The organism is Chromohalobacter canadensis, from assembly GCF_034479555.1.
GTDB lineage: Bacteria > Pseudomonadota > Gammaproteobacteria > Pseudomonadales > Halomonadaceae > Chromohalobacter > Chromohalobacter canadensis.
On sequence record NZ_CP140151.1, the window covers coordinates 2,277,389 to 2,292,760 of the forward strand.

Annotated in this window: 14 protein-coding genes; 6 read left to right on the top strand and 8 right to left on the bottom strand. The window is 61.6% G+C overall.

Translation table 11 applies throughout. From position 1 onward, the window contains the following. Positions 1–60: 60 nt before the first annotated feature. Together SR908_RS10860 and SR908_RS10865 are read right to left on the bottom strand one after the other, a co-directional pair. Positions 61–1,134, bottom strand: coding sequence for a metal-dependent hydrolase (locus tag SR908_RS10860; protein ID WP_246922330.1), 1,074 nt, complete (start codon positions 1,132–1,134; stop codon positions 61–63). Positions 1,135–1,177: 43 nt separating this feature from the next. Beyond that, complete coding sequence (locus tag SR908_RS10865) at positions 1,178–1,717, bottom strand: DNA-3-methyladenine glycosylase I (protein ID WP_246922328.1); 540 nt, start codon at positions 1,715–1,717, stop codon at positions 1,178–1,180. Positions 1,718–1,830: 113 nt separating this feature from the next. Here SR908_RS10865 and SR908_RS10870 point away from each other — a divergent pair, with 113 nt between their 5' ends. Together SR908_RS10870 and SR908_RS10875 are read left to right on the top strand one after the other, a co-directional pair. Further along, positions 1,831–2,271, top strand: coding sequence for a VOC family protein (locus SR908_RS10870; RefSeq protein ID WP_075369485.1), 441 nt, complete (start codon positions 1,831–1,833; stop codon positions 2,269–2,271). Positions 2,272–2,370: 99 nt separating this feature from the next. Then, on the top strand, positions 2,371–3,060 hold the full coding sequence (locus SR908_RS10875) for a uracil-DNA glycosylase family protein (protein WP_246922326.1): 690 nt from the start codon (positions 2,371–2,373) through the stop codon (positions 3,058–3,060). Positions 3,061–3,078: 18 nt separating this feature from the next. Here SR908_RS10875 and SR908_RS10880 read toward each other — a convergent pair whose 3' ends face one another. Beyond that, positions 3,079–3,483 carry a DoxX family protein gene (locus SR908_RS10880; protein WP_246922324.1) on the bottom strand — a complete coding sequence of 135 codons (405 nt, stop codon included), beginning with the start codon at positions 3,481–3,483 and terminating at the stop codon, positions 3,079–3,081. A 334-nt stretch (positions 3,484–3,817) separates the two neighbouring features. Here SR908_RS10880 and SR908_RS10885 point away from each other — a divergent pair, with 334 nt between their 5' ends. Beyond that, positions 3,818–4,915, top strand: a complete 1,098-nt coding sequence (locus SR908_RS10885; RefSeq protein WP_246922322.1) for a GGDEF domain-containing protein — start codon at positions 3,818–3,820, stop codon at positions 4,913–4,915. A gap of 241 nt (positions 4,916–5,156) precedes the next feature. Next, positions 5,157–6,338 (top strand): GGDEF domain-containing protein, encoded by a 1,182-nt coding sequence (locus SR908_RS10890; RefSeq protein WP_246922319.1) that lies wholly within the window; start codon positions 5,157–5,159, stop codon positions 6,336–6,338. Here SR908_RS10890 and SR908_RS10895 read toward each other — a convergent pair. The 4 genes from SR908_RS10895 to SR908_RS10910 all read right to left on the bottom strand — a co-directional run bounded on the left by SR908_RS10895 (position 6,321) and on the right by SR908_RS10910 (position 9,351). Beyond that, positions 6,321–7,031, bottom strand: coding sequence for a phosphatase PAP2 family protein (locus tag SR908_RS10895; protein WP_075369489.1), 711 nt, complete (start codon positions 7,029–7,031; stop codon positions 6,321–6,323). The genes SR908_RS10890 and SR908_RS10895 overlap by 18 nt on opposite strands. A 78-nt stretch (positions 7,032–7,109) precedes the next feature. Next, complete coding sequence (locus SR908_RS10900) at positions 7,110–8,132, bottom strand: tRNA dihydrouridine synthase (protein ID WP_246922316.1); 1,023 nt, start codon at positions 8,130–8,132, stop codon at positions 7,110–7,112. A 122-nt stretch (positions 8,133–8,254) separates the two neighbouring features. Next, positions 8,255–8,878 carry an IMPACT family protein gene (locus SR908_RS10905; protein ID WP_246922313.1) on the bottom strand — a complete coding sequence of 208 codons (624 nt, stop codon included), beginning with the start codon at positions 8,876–8,878 and terminating at the stop codon, positions 8,255–8,257. Next, positions 8,878–9,351, bottom strand: a complete 474-nt coding sequence (locus tag SR908_RS10910; RefSeq protein WP_246922310.1) for a LexA family protein — start codon at positions 9,349–9,351, stop codon at positions 8,878–8,880. The genes SR908_RS10905 and SR908_RS10910 overlap by 1 nt, the downstream gene beginning before the upstream one ends. Before the next feature lie 181 nt (positions 9,352–9,532). Here SR908_RS10910 and smc point away from each other — a divergent pair, with 181 nt between their 5' ends. Further along, complete coding sequence (smc, locus tag SR908_RS10915; RefSeq protein ID WP_246922307.1) at positions 9,533–13,027, top strand: chromosome segregation protein SMC; 3,495 nt, start codon at positions 9,533–9,535, stop codon at positions 13,025–13,027. A 197-nt stretch (positions 13,028–13,224) separates the two neighbouring features. Then, positions 13,225–14,505 carry a cell division protein ZipA gene (zipA, locus tag SR908_RS10920; RefSeq protein ID WP_246922304.1) on the top strand — a complete coding sequence of 427 codons (1,281 nt, stop codon included), beginning with the start codon at positions 13,225–13,227 and terminating at the stop codon, positions 14,503–14,505. A gap of 122 nt (positions 14,506–14,627) precedes the next feature. Here the strand turns inward: zipA and SR908_RS10925 are convergent, their stop codons facing one another. Next, the gene (locus tag SR908_RS10925) at positions 14,628–15,365 is read right to left on the bottom strand and encodes a response regulator (protein WP_246922301.1); all 738 of its coding nucleotides are present in this window, start codon (positions 15,363–15,365) and stop codon (positions 14,628–14,630) included. Positions 15,366–15,372 lie beyond the last annotated feature (7 nt).

The following is a 15,372-nucleotide window of genomic DNA, read 5'->3' on the forward strand; positions in this document are numbered from 1 at the left end:
ACAGACAGCGGCACACGGTAGAAAGGCGAAGGCGGCTCACGATGAGCCGCCTTCTTCGTACTAGAGCGAGGCCCCCGGCGTGAGGCACCGCGCCTGACGGTCATCCAGCGGCAGGCAGGCGCTGGCTTGCGGAGCGATCAGGCGTTGAAAAAGTGCGGCGAAGGCTGTTCTGTCGGGACGCGCGCCTGCGATACGTTCGCTGTCGATGGGGTGCCAATCATCGCCGCGGCGCTCGGCCAGCGTGAAGTTGAACATGTGATAGCCGGGCGTGCCCAGACGCAGGTCGGTTGCGATCAGTTGGGTCGAACCGTGGTGTTTCTCGGTGCGATAGCGCAGAAAAGGACCGGCGAACCACGCAAGACGCTGCCCGGCCGCCGTTTCCAACGCGGCATCCTGCCATTCGCCGCCACGTGGCAGCTGGGTCAGCGCCATCGGCGTTTGGCCATCGAAGAGGCTGATGACGCCTTCGTAGTAGGCGTCGTCCTGGACGACCGTGACGCGCCACAGCAAGGCGTTGAAGGGCGTTGGCTGGACCAGGCGCGGGGCGTTTTCGAGCCCTTGATTGGCCAGGCTCGGGCCTATGCGTGCGTTCACTGTATTCTGTGCTGCGACTGCGAACGTCAGATAAAAACAAGCGAGCGTCAGTCCCCAGCCCAGCAGGCGCGGCGAGTAGCCCTTGATCAAGGCGGCGACCACGCCCACCAGCAACGGCAGCGTAAACAGCGGATCGATGATGAAAATGCTGTGCCAACTCACTGGTGGTGTCGTCATTGGCCACCAGAGCTGTGTGCCATAGGTGGTGAAGGCGTCCAGCAGGGGGTGCGTCAGCAGGCAGCCGCCAAACAGTAGACCCCAGCGCCATGTGCCGATAGGCGGCGAGACTTGACGCCAACGTTCGCCTGCTCGAGCCAGCCCGGTCAGTAGGACGGCGAGGGCGCCGAGTACCCACAGGGAATGGCTGAACCCGCGATGATAGGTGTACTCGGCGACGGCATCGCCATAGTCGATGACTACGTCGAGATCGGGCAATGTGCCGAGCACGGCGCCAGCGATGACGGCCTTGCGGCCTAGACGGCGGCCCAGCACGGAACCGCCGATGGCGGCACCGAGGCAGGCCTGCGTCAGTGAATCCATGCGCTGTGATCTCCCCTTGCGGCGGCGTGTTTCCGATGGTCGTTCATTCGGTGTCCAGCCACGGTGGCTGTTGTGCTCGTACCCGTTGCTGGGTCGGGCAATCTTCGCGATGGGCTCCCGGTAGATAGCCGGTACTCATCAGAAATTCGTTGACGATTTCGGGACCGGTGAAACGGAAAGTGCGTTTGAACAATCGCACCCACTCGTCCAGCGTGCGTGGATGGTGCGCATCGAGCCAGGCAGCGAAGCTACCGTGAGACTCCTGCAGGGCGAGCACGACGTTGGCATTGTGAATCGCGGCATCGACCTTGCGTCGATTGCGGATGATACCTGCATCCGCGAGCAGACGCGCCCTTTGCGTGTCGTCGTAAGCGGCGACGCGTGCCACGGAAAAATCATCGAAGGCCGCCGAAAACGCCTCGCGCTTCTTGAGAACGGTCAGCCAGGAAAGGCCAGCCTGGTTGATCTCGAGGATCAGGCGCTCGAAGAGTCGATCATCGTCGCGCACGGGAAACCCATACTCGTGATCATGGTAGGGGCCATGAAAGGGATGACCGGGGGCATGGTCGCAATACATGCTCATGGGGTACCTCGCGGAATCGTTGACGAATCGCCACGCCGGGGATGAATTCGCTGTGACCGGTGGGCTGGTTTACCATAGACATTTAGCCTGCATAACATCATGAGGAGCTTACCATGCAGTACCTACACACGATGGTCCGTGTCGCCGATCTCGACGCCTCGCTGCGCTTTTACTGTGACCTGCTGGGCCTCAAGGAAGTGCGGCGCAAGGAGAACGAAAAAGGCCGCTTCACGCTAGTATTCCTCGCCGCGCCGGAGGACGAGGAGCGTTCGCGCGAGCAAAAGGCTCCGGAGGTCGAGCTCACCTACAACTGGGACCCGGAGACTTATACCGGCGGTCGCAACTTCGGTCACCTGGCGTATCGTGTCGACGACATCTACGCGCTTTGCCAATACTTGATGGACAACGGCGTGACCATCAATCGCCCGCCGCGCGACGGCCACATGGCCTTCGTCCGTTCGCCGGACGGCATCTCCGTGGAGTTGTTGCAAAAGGGTGATGCGCTGCCGGCCCAGGAACCGTGGGCATCGATGGAGAATACTGGCAGCTGGTAAGCCGCCACATGCTGCGCCCCATTCCCGCGATGGACGATGAATGGGGTGCGGCTATCGTTGGAGGTGAACGATCCCCTTGAGCTGGAAAGGATGCCAAACATGTCACGAGACGTGACTCTCTCCTCGGCGTTACGCGATGCATTTCGCCGTGAAGCCGACACGCTCGACGGCATCGATCGCGATGTCTACCTCGCCAATCGACGTGACCCGCTGGAACCGATCATCGGGTTGGGCCCCCGCGACGCACCGGTGGGCTTTTTCGGCCGCGACCCCGGCCGTCAGGAGGTCGCGCATGGCGCGCCCTTCGTGGGTAGCGGTGGTCAGAAAGTGCGTGCCGGGCTATATGAACATCTGCACGGGGAGGCGTTACCCGATTTCGAGGCCTCGCTCGCCGTGGGGCAGCATTATTTTTGGGCCAATACCGTGCCCTACAAGCCGGTCGGCAACAAGGCGTGGTCGATGGCGGTCAAGAAGCGCTTCCAGCCCTTGATGGCGGAGCTGTTGATCGGCCACTGGCGAGGTCGCACGTTGATCACGTTGGGACGCGAGGCTTTTTTGTGGTTCGCCATTGGCCAGTCGCGCGAGATCAAGCGTGAACTGGAGGCGTTCTGGGCTCGCGAGGATCGCTTCGAGGCGCTGCATACCACTATATTGTCGCTCCCCGACGGACGTAGTGCCGAGTTCCAACTGGCGCCGCTGCCGCACCCTTCCCCCCTCAACCAAACGTGGTACAAGCGCTTTCCGGCCTTGCTGGATGCGCGCCTCGCTGCACTGGAGCGCGTCCGCTGAGTGGTGTGAGGCGCCGAATTAGTCGGGGTGCATTGCCAAGCGCCCGCTGCCCATGAACATGATCGCCAGGGCGCCGCATAGAAACATGCCCTGGAGCTCTAGCGTCCAGCCGCCTTGTGCATTGAGTGTCAGCAACTCGTCGTGATGGACGAGAATAAACGCTACCAGCATGTTGCCAACCATTAACAAGCCGCCGATACGCGCTTGCCAGCCCAAGATGGCCATCAACGGCGCGACGATCTCGCCGATCAGCACGCCATACGCCAAAAAGACCGGTAACCCCATGGCATCGAGCATATTGCCGATGCTGGTGATGCTGGCGGGCGACAACAGCTTGTCGATGCCGTGCAGTAGAATTAGCCCGCCCACGGCCAGGCGTAGAATCAGTTTTCCCAAGTCGTCATGATGCAGCAATCGTTGCATGGAGGTCGGTATCCTTCAGCGTTAGAAACCGGCATCTAGCCGGGCAAGGCGTGTGAACTTTCGCATGTTCGTGCATCGCCCACCAGTAATGCCACCGCTTAACATTTCCTTACGTTTTACTAGCACTTTGGCGTGTATTGGCTAAGCTTTCTTAGCAAATGTCGCTGGAAGCGGACCCTTGCAGATATTGGCACCGATACTGGCGGAGTTAAGGCCGTCATCCGGTGGAGTCAAATAACGATCCTTGCCCTGAGATCCACCGTAAAGGGGGCGGAGGCGAGGACGCTACGTTGCGAATCACGCAACGGTACGCGGGTAGAAAGGGATATCCAACATGACTTCAAGGGCCTTGCAACGGCTCTGGGGATGGTCGTGCAGTGCGCCGGGGGCGCTGCCGCTGGAGCACCGACGTAGCTACGAGGTGGTGGCACAGACTTTCGTGCTTGCAAGCCTGGGGCACTTACTGTTTGCGTGCGTGTTGATCGGTCTTCAGATCCCATTGCTGATCGTCTTGAATCTCGCCTGCGTGGCGACCAATACCGCAGCATTGATGTTGCACCGACGCTTGCAACTGCATCGGGCGATGACCGTCAAGCTGTCCGCCACCCTGCTTTTGATCACGTCTAGCGTGTGGCTGATCGGCCCCGATGCCGGCTTCGAATATTACTTTTTCCTGCTGCTTTGCGAGATGTTAATCAGCGACATGGCGGCGCGTTACAAGATCGTGATGAGTGCTACGGTCGGCAGCGTGGCGCTGGCTACCTTGCTGATGGCCCCACATTCCACCCCCTGGATGCTGGAAGCCGAGGCGTTTCGCGAGGACATTCGCCTGACCAATCTGGTCATGGTCTTCCTGATCCTGGGGCTGATCCTGTGGCGGCTGCATGCCATTACCGAACGTTGCGAGCACCATTTCCGTCGTGACGCCACCCATGATTACCTCACCACGGTGCTCAACCGGCGTGCCATCTTTCACGAAGCCGACATGCTGTGGCAACAGGGGCGAGATTTCACGCTATTGCTGCTCGATGCCGACCACTTCAAGCAAGTCAATGACACCCATGGCCACACCGCAGGCGACGAAGTCTTGCGTCATCTGGCGTATATAGTGCGGGCTGCCTTGCGCGAAGGTGACCGCCTCGGGCGCGTCGGTGGTGAGGAGTTCCTGATCGTATTGCCCGACAGCACGCGGGGCGAGGTGCTCTCGGTCGCAACGCGCATTCGTCGATGTCTGGCGGATCAGCCGTGTCGGATGGAAGCGTTGACTCTCTCTGTGACGTTTTCCATGGGCATGGCCACGGCCCAGGAAGCCACTTCATTGCAAACGCTCATCGACATGGCTGATCGCCGCTTGTATCGCGCCAAGTCCGCAGGACGCGATCAGCTGGTCATGCGTGACCTGGAAATCATCGGGCCGGCGGCGATGTCGTGACATGTTCGGACATACTATGCAGATATCGTTTCATCTAATACGGATACCCTAGCGCAACGAAGCGACAACATGGCATTTTGCTTATTTGGCGTTTGACGAATTTCATGCTGCAAAGCGGCTAAATTCATACACGAATCGTCCTTTTGATGCGCTGAATATGGCTAACCTTGCTAGGGAATCGATGCAGGGGAAGGCCCGTCGCATGACGTGGTCTAACGCAATAAAAAGGGATTCGTTCATCATGCCGCTACGTACCTATCGCCTCTGGGGAGGCCGAGGTGCATCGTTGCCTCCGTATTGCCCCCTGTCGCCGGAATATCGTCGCTATTTCGATACCTTTGCCCACCTGTACGCCATGGCGTTGGTAGCCTATGCCGGTTTGATGCTACCGCTGTTCGTCTGGCTAGGACGTCCCGGTCCGATATTGATCGTCCTATTCAGCGTCTTGATGACGCTCGGTGCCCGAGGGCTGCATCATCGGGGGTACATGGCCTGGGGCGCGACCTTGCTGTGGATCATGATGTTACTGCTGATTGGCGAGTCGATTCGCCTCTACGGCGCCGGCGTCGGCTTTGAATTCTACGTGGGCCTGGCACTGCTGGTGTTGCACATCAGCGCGATTCCGCGCAGCTACAAGATCGTGTTGTCGCTGTTGCTGCTGGGCGTGGTCGGCGCATTGTTGATGAGTATGCACCAGGGGGCGCCCGCGGTTGAGTTGTCACCGGCGGTGGCGACATGGCTGTTATGGGTCAATCTAGTGCTGACGGGGGCGCTGTTCGCCGGTGTGCTGATGGGGCTGGAAGGCGTCACCGAGCGGCTCGAGCGTGCGTATCGCCGTGAAGCGTTGCACGACATGCTGACCGGTGCTCTCAATCGTCGCGCGATCATCGCCATTGCCGAGCGTTGGCAGCGCTCCAAGCGACCCTTTGCGATCGTGTTACTGGATGTCGATCATTTCAAGCGGTTCAACGATCTGCATGGGCACGCCACGGGCGACGCGGCGCTCTGCCATCTCGTAAATTGCCTGCGCCAGGGGTTGCGCGATGGTGACATGCTGGGGCGTTACGGCGGTGAGGAATTCATGTTGCTGCTTCCGGGAACGTCGCGTGTCGACGCCCTGGCGGTCGCCGAACGCGTTGCGACTTCCGTGCGCGGTCAGCCATTGGTGCTGCCCGACAAGTCGCTCGGCATGACCGTCAGTCAAGGCCTCGCCACTCAGGACGAGGCGACGACGCTAAGCGCCATGATCGCCTTGGCCGATCGGCGGCTATATGCCGCCAAAGGCGCAGGACGCGATCGTGTCATGTCCTGGGAGGCATTCGGCACGTTGTCCCCCGTGCCGGCCCGATGTGTCGTCGAAGGTGCCGAGGCGTGCCCGTTCGAACCGCCTCGGCGACATGACGATTCAGTGGTGAAAGCGTGAAGCGAGGCGCTCGAGGCTGCGCTGAAGCCAAGCGGCCATGCGGTTGGCTAATGAGGTACACAATACCCAGGGCAGCGACAACAGGGCGATGGCGAGTGCCCCCATATAGACGTCGCTGAACCAATGGCCGCCGCCGATGATGCGTGGCGCGCTCAAGGCGACAGCCAATACGGCGCTGACGAGGCCGACGCGACGTCCCGCGAAATGCCACATGAACGCTGTAAAGGTCATCAGCATCAGGCCATGATCGCCGGGAAAGCTGTTGCCTGAGCGATCCTTAGTGGCGAAGCTCACCTCCTGCGACAACAGGTGGATTCCGCTGTGCGTCAGGGTCGGACTGGGGTGTCCGTAGGTCACCAGTTTATTGACCAGTAAGCTTAATAATCCAGCAGTGACTAGCATGCTCACGCCGATGGCGCTCCAGCGTTTCAGGCGTTCGGGACGTGTGTCCAGGCGCATGGCCCATGCGAAAACGGCGGCCAGGGCCAGGAAGCTGGCGATATCGAAATCACGGTTGTTGAGCACGGCGACCAGTGTCGTCCAAAGCGGATGATCGGTGATCGACAGTGTCTGATTGAAGAACCAGAAAATGTCGTCATCGAGGGTCGACCAGAAGGGGAAATGAGGCAGCCACCAACTGAGGAGCAAGGCCAACCCCAGTATGTTGTAGCAAGCGATGCGGGTGATTTTCATGGACGTGAAAGCAGGGTGGATGAACCTTGGATTCTAACGCTTCGTTATCATTGTGAACAGCGTTTGATAACTTGAGGTTCAGCCGTTCATCCCGATAGCGACCCCTTGGCGGGCAGAGATGTCGTCCTGCATGACGGGTGTTAGACCGTCAAGAAACGCCTGCAACTCGGTACGGCGTCGCAGGGCGGTGAAGCGCCTGGCGGCTTCGTCGTCACGTCCACGCATCTGATTGAGCCACTGCTTGAGCAGCGAGACGACGATCTTTTCCGGCAGGTGCATGCGCATACGCTGGGCATAGGCCGCCAGCACCTCGGCACGCGCCGCCCAGGGTGTCTCCGGCAAGTGCTCGCCGGTACGCTGCCAATGCTTGATGCGCCGCGCAAGCCAGGGGTCGGCAAGCATGCCGCGTCCCAGCATCACATCCGTGCAGCCCGATAGCGTACGGGCCTTCCAATAATCTTCCAGTGTCCAGATATCGCCGTTGGCGATCACCGGAATCGCGAGTCGGGCGCGAATCCGTCCGATCCATTCCCAATGCGCCGGTGGTCGATACCCTTCGCGGCGGGTGCGGGCATGCACCACCAGGTGTGCCGCGCCTCCGGCTTCGGCGGCCTCGGCACAGGCGAGTGCCACTTGCTTGTCGTCAAATCCCAGGCGGATCTTGGCGGTCACGGCGATTCCCAGAGGCGCCAGCGCCTCGGCAACGGTCCGCACGACGGTATGCACGCGCTCGGGATCGCGCAACAGCGAGGCACCGCCGTCATGGCGGTTGACGGTCTTGGCTGGGCAGCCGAAGTTGAGATCGATCTGGCGAGCGCCGAGTGCCTGGGCATGTACCGCGTTCGCTGCCAGGGCACTGGGGTCGGAACCCAGGAGCTGCAGGTGAACCGGCGTACCGTTCGAGGTCGCGCACTCGGCGTGTTCGAGCTCGGGGCAGTGACGCAGGAACACACGCGCCGGTAGGCGCGTGTCGACCACGCGCACGAATTCGGTCACCGTCCAGTCGAGCGCACCATCGGCGCTCAATAAATCCCGCGTGACCACATCGATCACGCCTTCCATCGGTGCTAAGCCGATGCGACCGCTGGCCACTTGCGTCATGTCTTCGCCATCACCCTCGGTGTCCTTGCAAGATTCCCTGAGTCGAGCAGGGCATTATGGCATTCCCCCCGGACGATAAGGAAAACGCCAGGTGGAAACAGAGTGATGTGATGACCGAGTACCTAGGCTGAGGAATCGAGCCGGGTAAGCTGCCCCTTGAGGCGCGAGGTCAGCGCGCTCAGGTCGCTGTCGCGCTCTCGTGGCCAGGCGATGCTGAGCGTCACGCCGTCGGCTTCGTAATCGGCGCTTTCGATGAGGGCATCCTGCGTGGCGAGCCACTCGCGGGCAATGGCCTCGCCGGCGAAATCGATGCGTATCCGCAGCATTCTGCGCTCGATGAAGGGGCGCCGTGGCAGGCCTTCGAGCGCCTGGACGACCGCCTGCGTATAGGCGCGGACCAAGCCGCCGGTGCCTAGCTTGGTGCCGCCGAAGTAACGAATCACCACGCAGCCGACCTGCCCCAGCCCCGAGCCTTCCAGTGCCTGATACATGGGTCGCCCCGCGGTGCCCCCGGGCTCGCCGTCGTCGGAAAAGCCGATGGCGTTCTGCTCACCAGGGGCACCAGCGATATAAGCCGTGCAGTGATGGCTAGCGTTGGGATGAGCCGCCCGCGCTTGCGCCAACAATGCGTCGAAACTGGCGATATCGGGGATGAAAGCCGTCCAGATAATGAAGCGGCTTTTCTCGATTTCGATCTCGTGGTAGCGATGCTCGCCGGATGCCAGGTCGGGAATCGCGTAGCGCATCAGTGACTCGTGGCCGCGTGACGCATCACACCCATCACCAGGCCCAGCACTTGTACATCGTCGTTCTTGAGATAGATGGGCGGCATATCATCGTTGGCGGGTTGCAGGCGCACACCGGATTTCTCGATGTAAAGCCGCTTGAGCGTGACTTCTTGGTTGTTGATCTGTACCACGGCGGTTTCACCGTTCTCGGCGGACTCGAAGCGCTCGATGATGATGATGTCGCCATCGAAGATGTTGCTGTCGATCATCGAATCGCCGCGCACGCGCAAAGCGTAGGTGTTGCGTCGCACCATGCGCGACGGCACATGGATGGCCTCGTCGTCGAGGCAGGCCTCCATGGGCAGACCGGCGGCGACTACGCCCAGCAAGGGAATCTCGACGAAATCGGTGGCGTCGATCTCTTCCCAGGCGGCGTCCGATAGTGGCAGGTTTGGCAGGCGCTGCAGATAGTGCGGCGTAACGTGCGACATGACCCTCTCCCTCGGATGATCCTTCGGCATCATAGCAAGGCGGGGCGAAGCGGCAAATCCCGCTGGCAGCATGGAGTTGGTAAAGGGGCTTGGGCCACGCCCGCGCCTCGGATAGACTGCGGGCTCTCATGCATGGCTCGAGTATCGGGCCGCGACTCATCCTGAGGAATTCCGGCAGCGCATGCGCCTCACGTCCATCAAACTGGTCGGCTTCAAGTCGTTCGTCGATGCGGTCAATGTGCCGTTCGCCGGCAACATGACCGCCATCGTCGGCCCCAATGGCTGCGGCAAGTCGAACATCATCGATGCCGTGCGCTGGGTGATGGGTGAATCCTCCGCCAAGACGCTGCGCGGCGAGTCGATGACCGATGTCATCTTCAACGGTTCTACTGGACGCTCGCCGGTGGGACAGGCGTCCATCGAGCTGGTCTTCGACAACAGTGACGGGACCATGGGCGGCGCTTACGCCCAGTACGCCGAAATTTCCGTCAAGCGCCAGGTCACCCGCGACAGCCAATCCAATTATTTCTTCAATGGCCAGAAGTGCCGACGTCGCGATATTTCCGATCTCTTCCTGGGCACGGGGCTGGGGCCGCGTTCCTACGCCATCATCGGGCAGGGCATGATTTCGCGGTTGGTCGAGGCGCGCCCCGAGGAGTTGCGCTCGACACTGGAGGAAGCGGCAGGTGTTTCCAAGTACAAGGAACGCCGACGAGAAACCGAGAATCGCCTGCGCCGCACTCAGGAGAATCTCGACCGCCTCGACGACATTCGCGAAGAGCTCGACAAGCAGCTCGAGCGTCTGAAGCGTCAGGCGGATGCCGCGCGGCGCTACCAGACTCTGAAAGACGAGGAATATCGCCTCAAGGGCGAGCTGGCGTTGCTGCGCACGCGGGCGTTTCGGACCCAGCAGCAGACCCAGGAACAGCACGTCCGCGAGCTGGAAAATCAGGTCGAGCACGAAATCCTCGGCCAGCGCCAATGCGAAAGTCGTTTGGAAGAATCGCGGCTGGCGCATGATGAGGTCGCCGCCGAGCTGGAGACCCATCAGGCCCGCTTCTATGAGACCGGTGCCGAGATAGCGCGGATCGAGCAGTCCATCGAGCATGCGCGTTCGCGCGATCAGCAACTCGCCCAGGATATCGAGGACGCACGCCGCGAACTGAGCGAACTCGAACAGCTGGGGTCCCAGGACGACGAGCGTCGCGCGGCTCTGGATGAACGTCTGGAGAGCATCGCCCCCGAGCTTGAAGAGGCTCAGGAAACGCTGGAGATGCTGCAGGAATCTCTGGACGCCGCTGACGAAGACGCCGCCACCGCGCAACAAGAGTGGGAGCGTTTCAACGAAAGCGATCGTGATGTGGCGCACGGGGCCGAGCGTGCCCAGGATGACGTTCGTCGCCTCGAAAATACCATCGCCGAGCTTGATGACCAGATCGGCAAGCGTCGCCAGCAACGCCAGGAACTGCCCGATGTCGAGGCATTGCGCGGCGAGCGCGGTGAGCTGCGCGAGCAACTCGAGGCGCTGGATCTCGATCAGGAAGCGCTGGAAAGTCAACGTGAGCTCCTGCAGCAACAACGCGAGGACGCCCAGACACGCCTCGACGAAGCAGCAGCCCAGCGCGACACCCAGCGTTCGCAGCTGAGCCGCCTGCAGGGCGAGCTGGCATCGGTGGAGGCCTTGCTCGATGCCGCCTTGACCGATGACGACGCCGCCCTGGAGTCGCATCTCGCACACCACGGCCTGGCCGAGGCCCCGCGCCTGGCCGAACGGCTGGAAGTCGCCGCGCCTTGGGAGACGGTCGTAGCCTGGGCCCTGGCGCCGTGGCTCAAGGCGCGGCTCGCGACGACGGCCGTCATGGCCGAGATCGTCGCCGACGCCCCGCCTGCTGAATTGGCCTTGTTGGGGGGCGATGGCGTGGCGCCGGTTACCGGCACATTGGGGGCGCAGGTCGACGGTGCCGGGGCACTGGGCACTTGGCTCAACGGCATTCACTGCGCTGCCGATGAGGATGCCGCCTGGGCGATGCATGTGCGCTTGGCGGCGGACGAGAGCGTGATCACCCCTAGTGGGTTGTGGCTGGGCCCGGATTGGGTACGCCGGCGCGGCGAGTCGGCATCCGATGATGGCGTACTGGTTCAGCGCCGTCGACGCGAGACACTGCAGGCCGATATCGCGGCGCTCGAAGCATCGCTCGAGACGCTCGAGGAGACATTGCAGGTCACGCGTGAAGCGGTGGAGCATTCGGCGGCGGAACTCGAATCGCTGCGTCTTCAAGAGCGTGATCTTGGGCAGCGTCGGCAGCAACTGGCCTCGCGCGAGGCCGGGCTGGCGAGCCGTCTGGAACAGCTTGACGCACGCTCCCGTGAGCTTGATGACGATGTGGCGCAGCTCGTCGAGCGTCATGCCGAGCGGCGCCTGGAACTCGAGGAAACGCGTGAGCGCTGGCAGGCGGCGATGAGTGACGTGGACGCCAACAGCCAGACTCGCGAGGCATTGGAAAATCAGCGTCGCGAGGCGCGGGAAAAAGCCCAATCGCTACGCCAGCAAGTCGCGCCTGCGCGCGAGCGCCAGCAACATCTGGCGATGGAGCGTCAGCGTTTGGAGACGGAGCGCTCAGGGCTCGATCAGCAGCATGCGCGCTCGCGCGATCAGCGCGAGCGCCTGGCCGAGAAGCTCGCCATGCTCGAAGAGCAGCGCGCCACCTTGCGTGAGCCGGAAGAAGAAACTCGGGAACGGCTCGACGAATTGCTCGACCGCCGCAGTCGCGAGGAAGCGACGCTCAACGCTTCGCGCGATCGCGCGCATCAATTGGCCGAGACGTTGCGCGACACCGAGGCTGCGCGTCAGCAACACGAGCGCAATCTCGATGGTCTACGCGGCAAGCTCGAAGAAGCGCGCATGCAGGTGCAGGCCCTGACGCTGAAAGCCGATACGCAGGATGAACACCTCGAAGAGCTCGGGCACGATGTCGACGCGCTGCGTGAAGGGCTCGATCCCAACGCTACCGAATCGGCGTGGCAGACCCGGCTCGACGAGCTCGGCGACAAGATTCGACGCCTCGGCGCCATCAACCTGGCGGCCATCGAGGAGTACGACCAGCAGGCCGAGCGTCGCGACTATCTCGAGGCCCAGCATGCCGAATTGAGCGAGGCCATCGAGACCCTGGAAAAGGCGATTCGGCGTATCGACCAGGAAACGCGGACGCGTTTCAAGCAGACTTTCGATCAGGTCAATGCCGGCTTCGGCGAGCTTTTTCCCAAGGTCTTCGGCGGTGGGGCCGCATGGTTGACGCTAACCGGCGACGATTTGCTAGAGACGGGGGTAGCCATCATGGCGCGCCCGCCGGGCAAGAAAAATACCACCATTCATCTCCTCTCGGGGGGAGAAAAAGCATTGACGGCATTGTCGCTGGTATTTGCTATCTTTCAGCTAAACCCGGCGCCATTCTGTATGCTAGATGAAGTCGATGCACCGTTGGATGATGCCAACGTGGGACGTTATGCCAAGCTGGTGAAGGAAATGTCCGAGAGTGTTCAGTTCATTTACATCACACACAATAAGATTGCCATGGAAGCGGCCGAACGATTGATGGGCGTGACCATGCAGGAAGCCGGGGTATCTCGGCTGGTATCGGTAGGAATTGACGAGGCGGCGACCCTGGCGGATGCATGAACGACTTGCAGAAAATCGCCAAAAGGGTTACCAACACTATTGTGTGAGCCTCTACAGGGATATTGAAGGGTGATTGCTCTGAGCTAAGGGTACTACTTGACATTCAAAAAAAGTGGCCCTTTTTTTGTTAATCGCGCTATGCTTCTTCACGAACGAGTTTTAATCATGGCGCCAATAGCGAACAGGCAAGACGACCCATGGAACTAAGAGAGTGGCTAATCATCCTGGGGTTGGTTCTGGTAACGACCATCGTGATTGACGGTGTGCGTCGGCTCCAGCGCCAGCGCCGCGTCCCGCGCCTCGACCAGGCAGAGCATAGTCAGGTATCCGAGGGCAGGGACGCCGAGGAAGAGGATCCGGAAAAAGCGGCCCGTGAGGCTGAGGTCCGGCGGGAGTTGCCCAATGGAGGTGCGCGTGTCGTGCGCGATGCCACCTTCGATCGTAGCGAGGAGCGTGAACCGGTACGGCCGGAATCGCCCTTGCGCCAGGAGCGAATCCCCGAGGAAAAGCTCAAGCCCAGCGTGCTCAAGCGTGGCCGAGGCAGTGCCTATGAGGGCAATGCGCATCGGGATGATGATGCTCAGGAGGGCAAGCGTTCCGGCATGCAGGGCATGAAGGATGCCGTGCGTGCAGGGGCTCAGCGTATGAGCGCCTCGGCCCAGCGCTTCACGGCGTCTCGTGACCACGATGATGAGCGCGTGACTGATGAGCATCCGCATCACGAACCGACGCTTGAGTCATCATCGGCCCGAGAGCCTGCGCCCGACTCGGCACGCGCCGATGCGGCGCGTCCAGCAATGGACGAGACGCCGCGGCGTCGTCGCGAGGAAGCGCCTACGCGGCGGGCAATGTCTGACGAGCCACCGGCGGCGCGTGCCACGGATGAAGAGGCCGAGGAGCCAATGCGTGCCGAGGAGCCAGCGCGTGCCGAGGAACGTACGGCGCACCGCGAGGTGGTCACCGATCACCCGGCGGTAGAGCGTGCCAAGCGTAATCCGGTGCATGCCGATCGTGCACGCGAGGCCTTGTCCGACGCCGAGGAAGTCATCGTCATCAGCGTCCTGTCACGCGATGAGGCGGGCTTCCAGGGGCCGGACCTGCTCAATCTGATGCTGGCCTGCGGGTTGCGTTACTGCCATGAAATGGGTGTTTTCCACCGTTTCGAGACCGAGTCGGACGACAGCGCCTTGCAGTTCACGATGGTCAACGTGCTCAAACCGGGCGTGTTCGATCTCGATGACATGGACGAGTTCGCGACGCCGGGGGTGACGTTCTTGATGCCGTTGCCCAGCGCGCATGACAGCGCGGCGGCGTTCGAGGCCATGTTCGAAACCGCCATGGTGCTGGTACGCAATCTCAGCGGCGAGCTGAAGGACGAAAACCGCAGCGTGATGACCGCGCAAACGGTGGAGTTCGCCCGGCAGCGTGTGCAGGAATTCGAGCGCCGCCATCGCCTGCATCGCTATCAGGCGAACTGAGAGCGTTAGCGTCGCGATTCTTGCCTGTTCTCGACGCTATCTGTTCTTGAAGACGGCTGTTCTTGAAAGTCAGCGGGGCCCTTAGGGGCCTCGTTTTTTATGCCCGACGATGGCCGATGTCATTATGTCGTGTGCTTAGTCGTCAGGAGCTCTTGCAGGGCGGTCGTATCCAGGCAGCGGTAGGTGAACGAAGGGCGTCCCACCTGACCGTAGTGGAAGGACTCACCGAGATAGCCGTGCTCGGTCAGGTATTTCAAATACTTGCGCACCGAGACACGAGACATGCCGGTGGCCGGTATCAGGCTTTCGGTGGTGAAGGTTTCCTCGTCGATACTCAGAATGGCCTGGGCGATTTGCGCCAATGAAGGCGTCGTCAGCCCCTTGGGCAGCCCATCGCTACGCGTCTGGCGTGGCCTGACGGGCTGGAAAAGCCGGTCGAGGTCGCGTTGGTCGGCTTGTTCGGGGAGGCGCTCCAGTGTGGCGCGTACGCGTCGGCAGGCATCGACGGCGACCTTGAAACGCTCGAACTCGAAGGGTTTGACCAGATAATCGCGCACGCCGAGGCGCCGCGCGGCGCGCACGGTCTCGGTCTCGCTGGCGGCGGTGATCAGGATGACATCGATGTCGCGGCCCAGCCGCTGCAGGTAACGGACGATTTCCAGCCCGTTGCGGCCGCGCAGATAGACGTCGAGCAGGATGACGTCGACGGCGTCGCGCTCCAGCACGTCCAGGGCACCGGGAACATCGCCGCATTGCGCGACCAGCGCGACGTCATCGAGTCGGTTGAGGTATTCGACGTTGAGGCGCATGACCATGGGGTCATCCTCGACGATGAGTACTTGCAGTGGCGTATCGCTCATGCCGGCG

What these genes read in the sequence shown, in the direction of transcription:
- SR908_RS10905 (WP_246922313.1), bottom strand. Translation starts at nt 8,878, where the DNA reads ATGCGCTACGCGATTCCCGACCTGGCATCCGGCGAGCATCGCTACCAC.
- SR908_RS10875 (WP_246922326.1), top strand. Translation starts at nt 2,371, where the DNA reads ATGTCACGAGACGTGACTCTCTCCTCGGCGTTACGCGATGCATTTCGC.
- SR908_RS10880 (WP_246922324.1), bottom strand. Translation starts at nt 3,483, where the DNA reads ATGCAACGATTGCTGCATCATGACGACTTGGGAAAACTGATTCTACGC.
- smc (WP_246922307.1), top strand. Translation starts at nt 9,533, where the DNA reads ATGCGCCTCACGTCCATCAAACTGGTCGGCTTCAAGTCGTTCGTCGAT.
- SR908_RS10895 (WP_075369489.1), bottom strand. Translation starts at nt 7,031, where the DNA reads ATGAAAATCACCCGCATCGCTTGCTACAACATACTGGGGTTGGCCTTG.
- SR908_RS10910 (WP_246922310.1), bottom strand. Translation starts at nt 9,351, where the DNA reads ATGTCGCACGTTACGCCGCACTATCTGCAGCGCCTGCCAAACCTGCCA.
- SR908_RS10890 (WP_246922319.1), top strand. Translation starts at nt 5,157, where the DNA reads ATGCCGCTACGTACCTATCGCCTCTGGGGAGGCCGAGGTGCATCGTTG.
- SR908_RS10865 (WP_246922328.1), bottom strand. Translation starts at nt 1,717, where the DNA reads ATGAGCATGTATTGCGACCATGCCCCCGGTCATCCCTTTCATGGCCCC.
- SR908_RS10860 (WP_246922330.1), bottom strand. Translation starts at nt 1,134, where the DNA reads ATGGATTCACTGACGCAGGCCTGCCTCGGTGCCGCCATCGGCGGTTCC.
- SR908_RS10900 (WP_246922316.1), bottom strand. Translation starts at nt 8,132, where the DNA reads ATGACGCAAGTGGCCAGCGGTCGCATCGGCTTAGCACCGATGGAAGGC.
- SR908_RS10925 (WP_246922301.1), bottom strand. Translation starts at nt 15,365, where the DNA reads ATGAGCGATACGCCACTGCAAGTACTCATCGTCGAGGATGACCCCATG.
- SR908_RS10885 (WP_246922322.1), top strand. Translation starts at nt 3,818, where the DNA reads ATGACTTCAAGGGCCTTGCAACGGCTCTGGGGATGGTCGTGCAGTGCG.
- SR908_RS10870 (WP_075369485.1), top strand. Translation starts at nt 1,831, where the DNA reads ATGCAGTACCTACACACGATGGTCCGTGTCGCCGATCTCGACGCCTCG.
- zipA (WP_246922304.1), top strand. Translation starts at nt 13,225, where the DNA reads ATGGAACTAAGAGAGTGGCTAATCATCCTGGGGTTGGTTCTGGTAACG.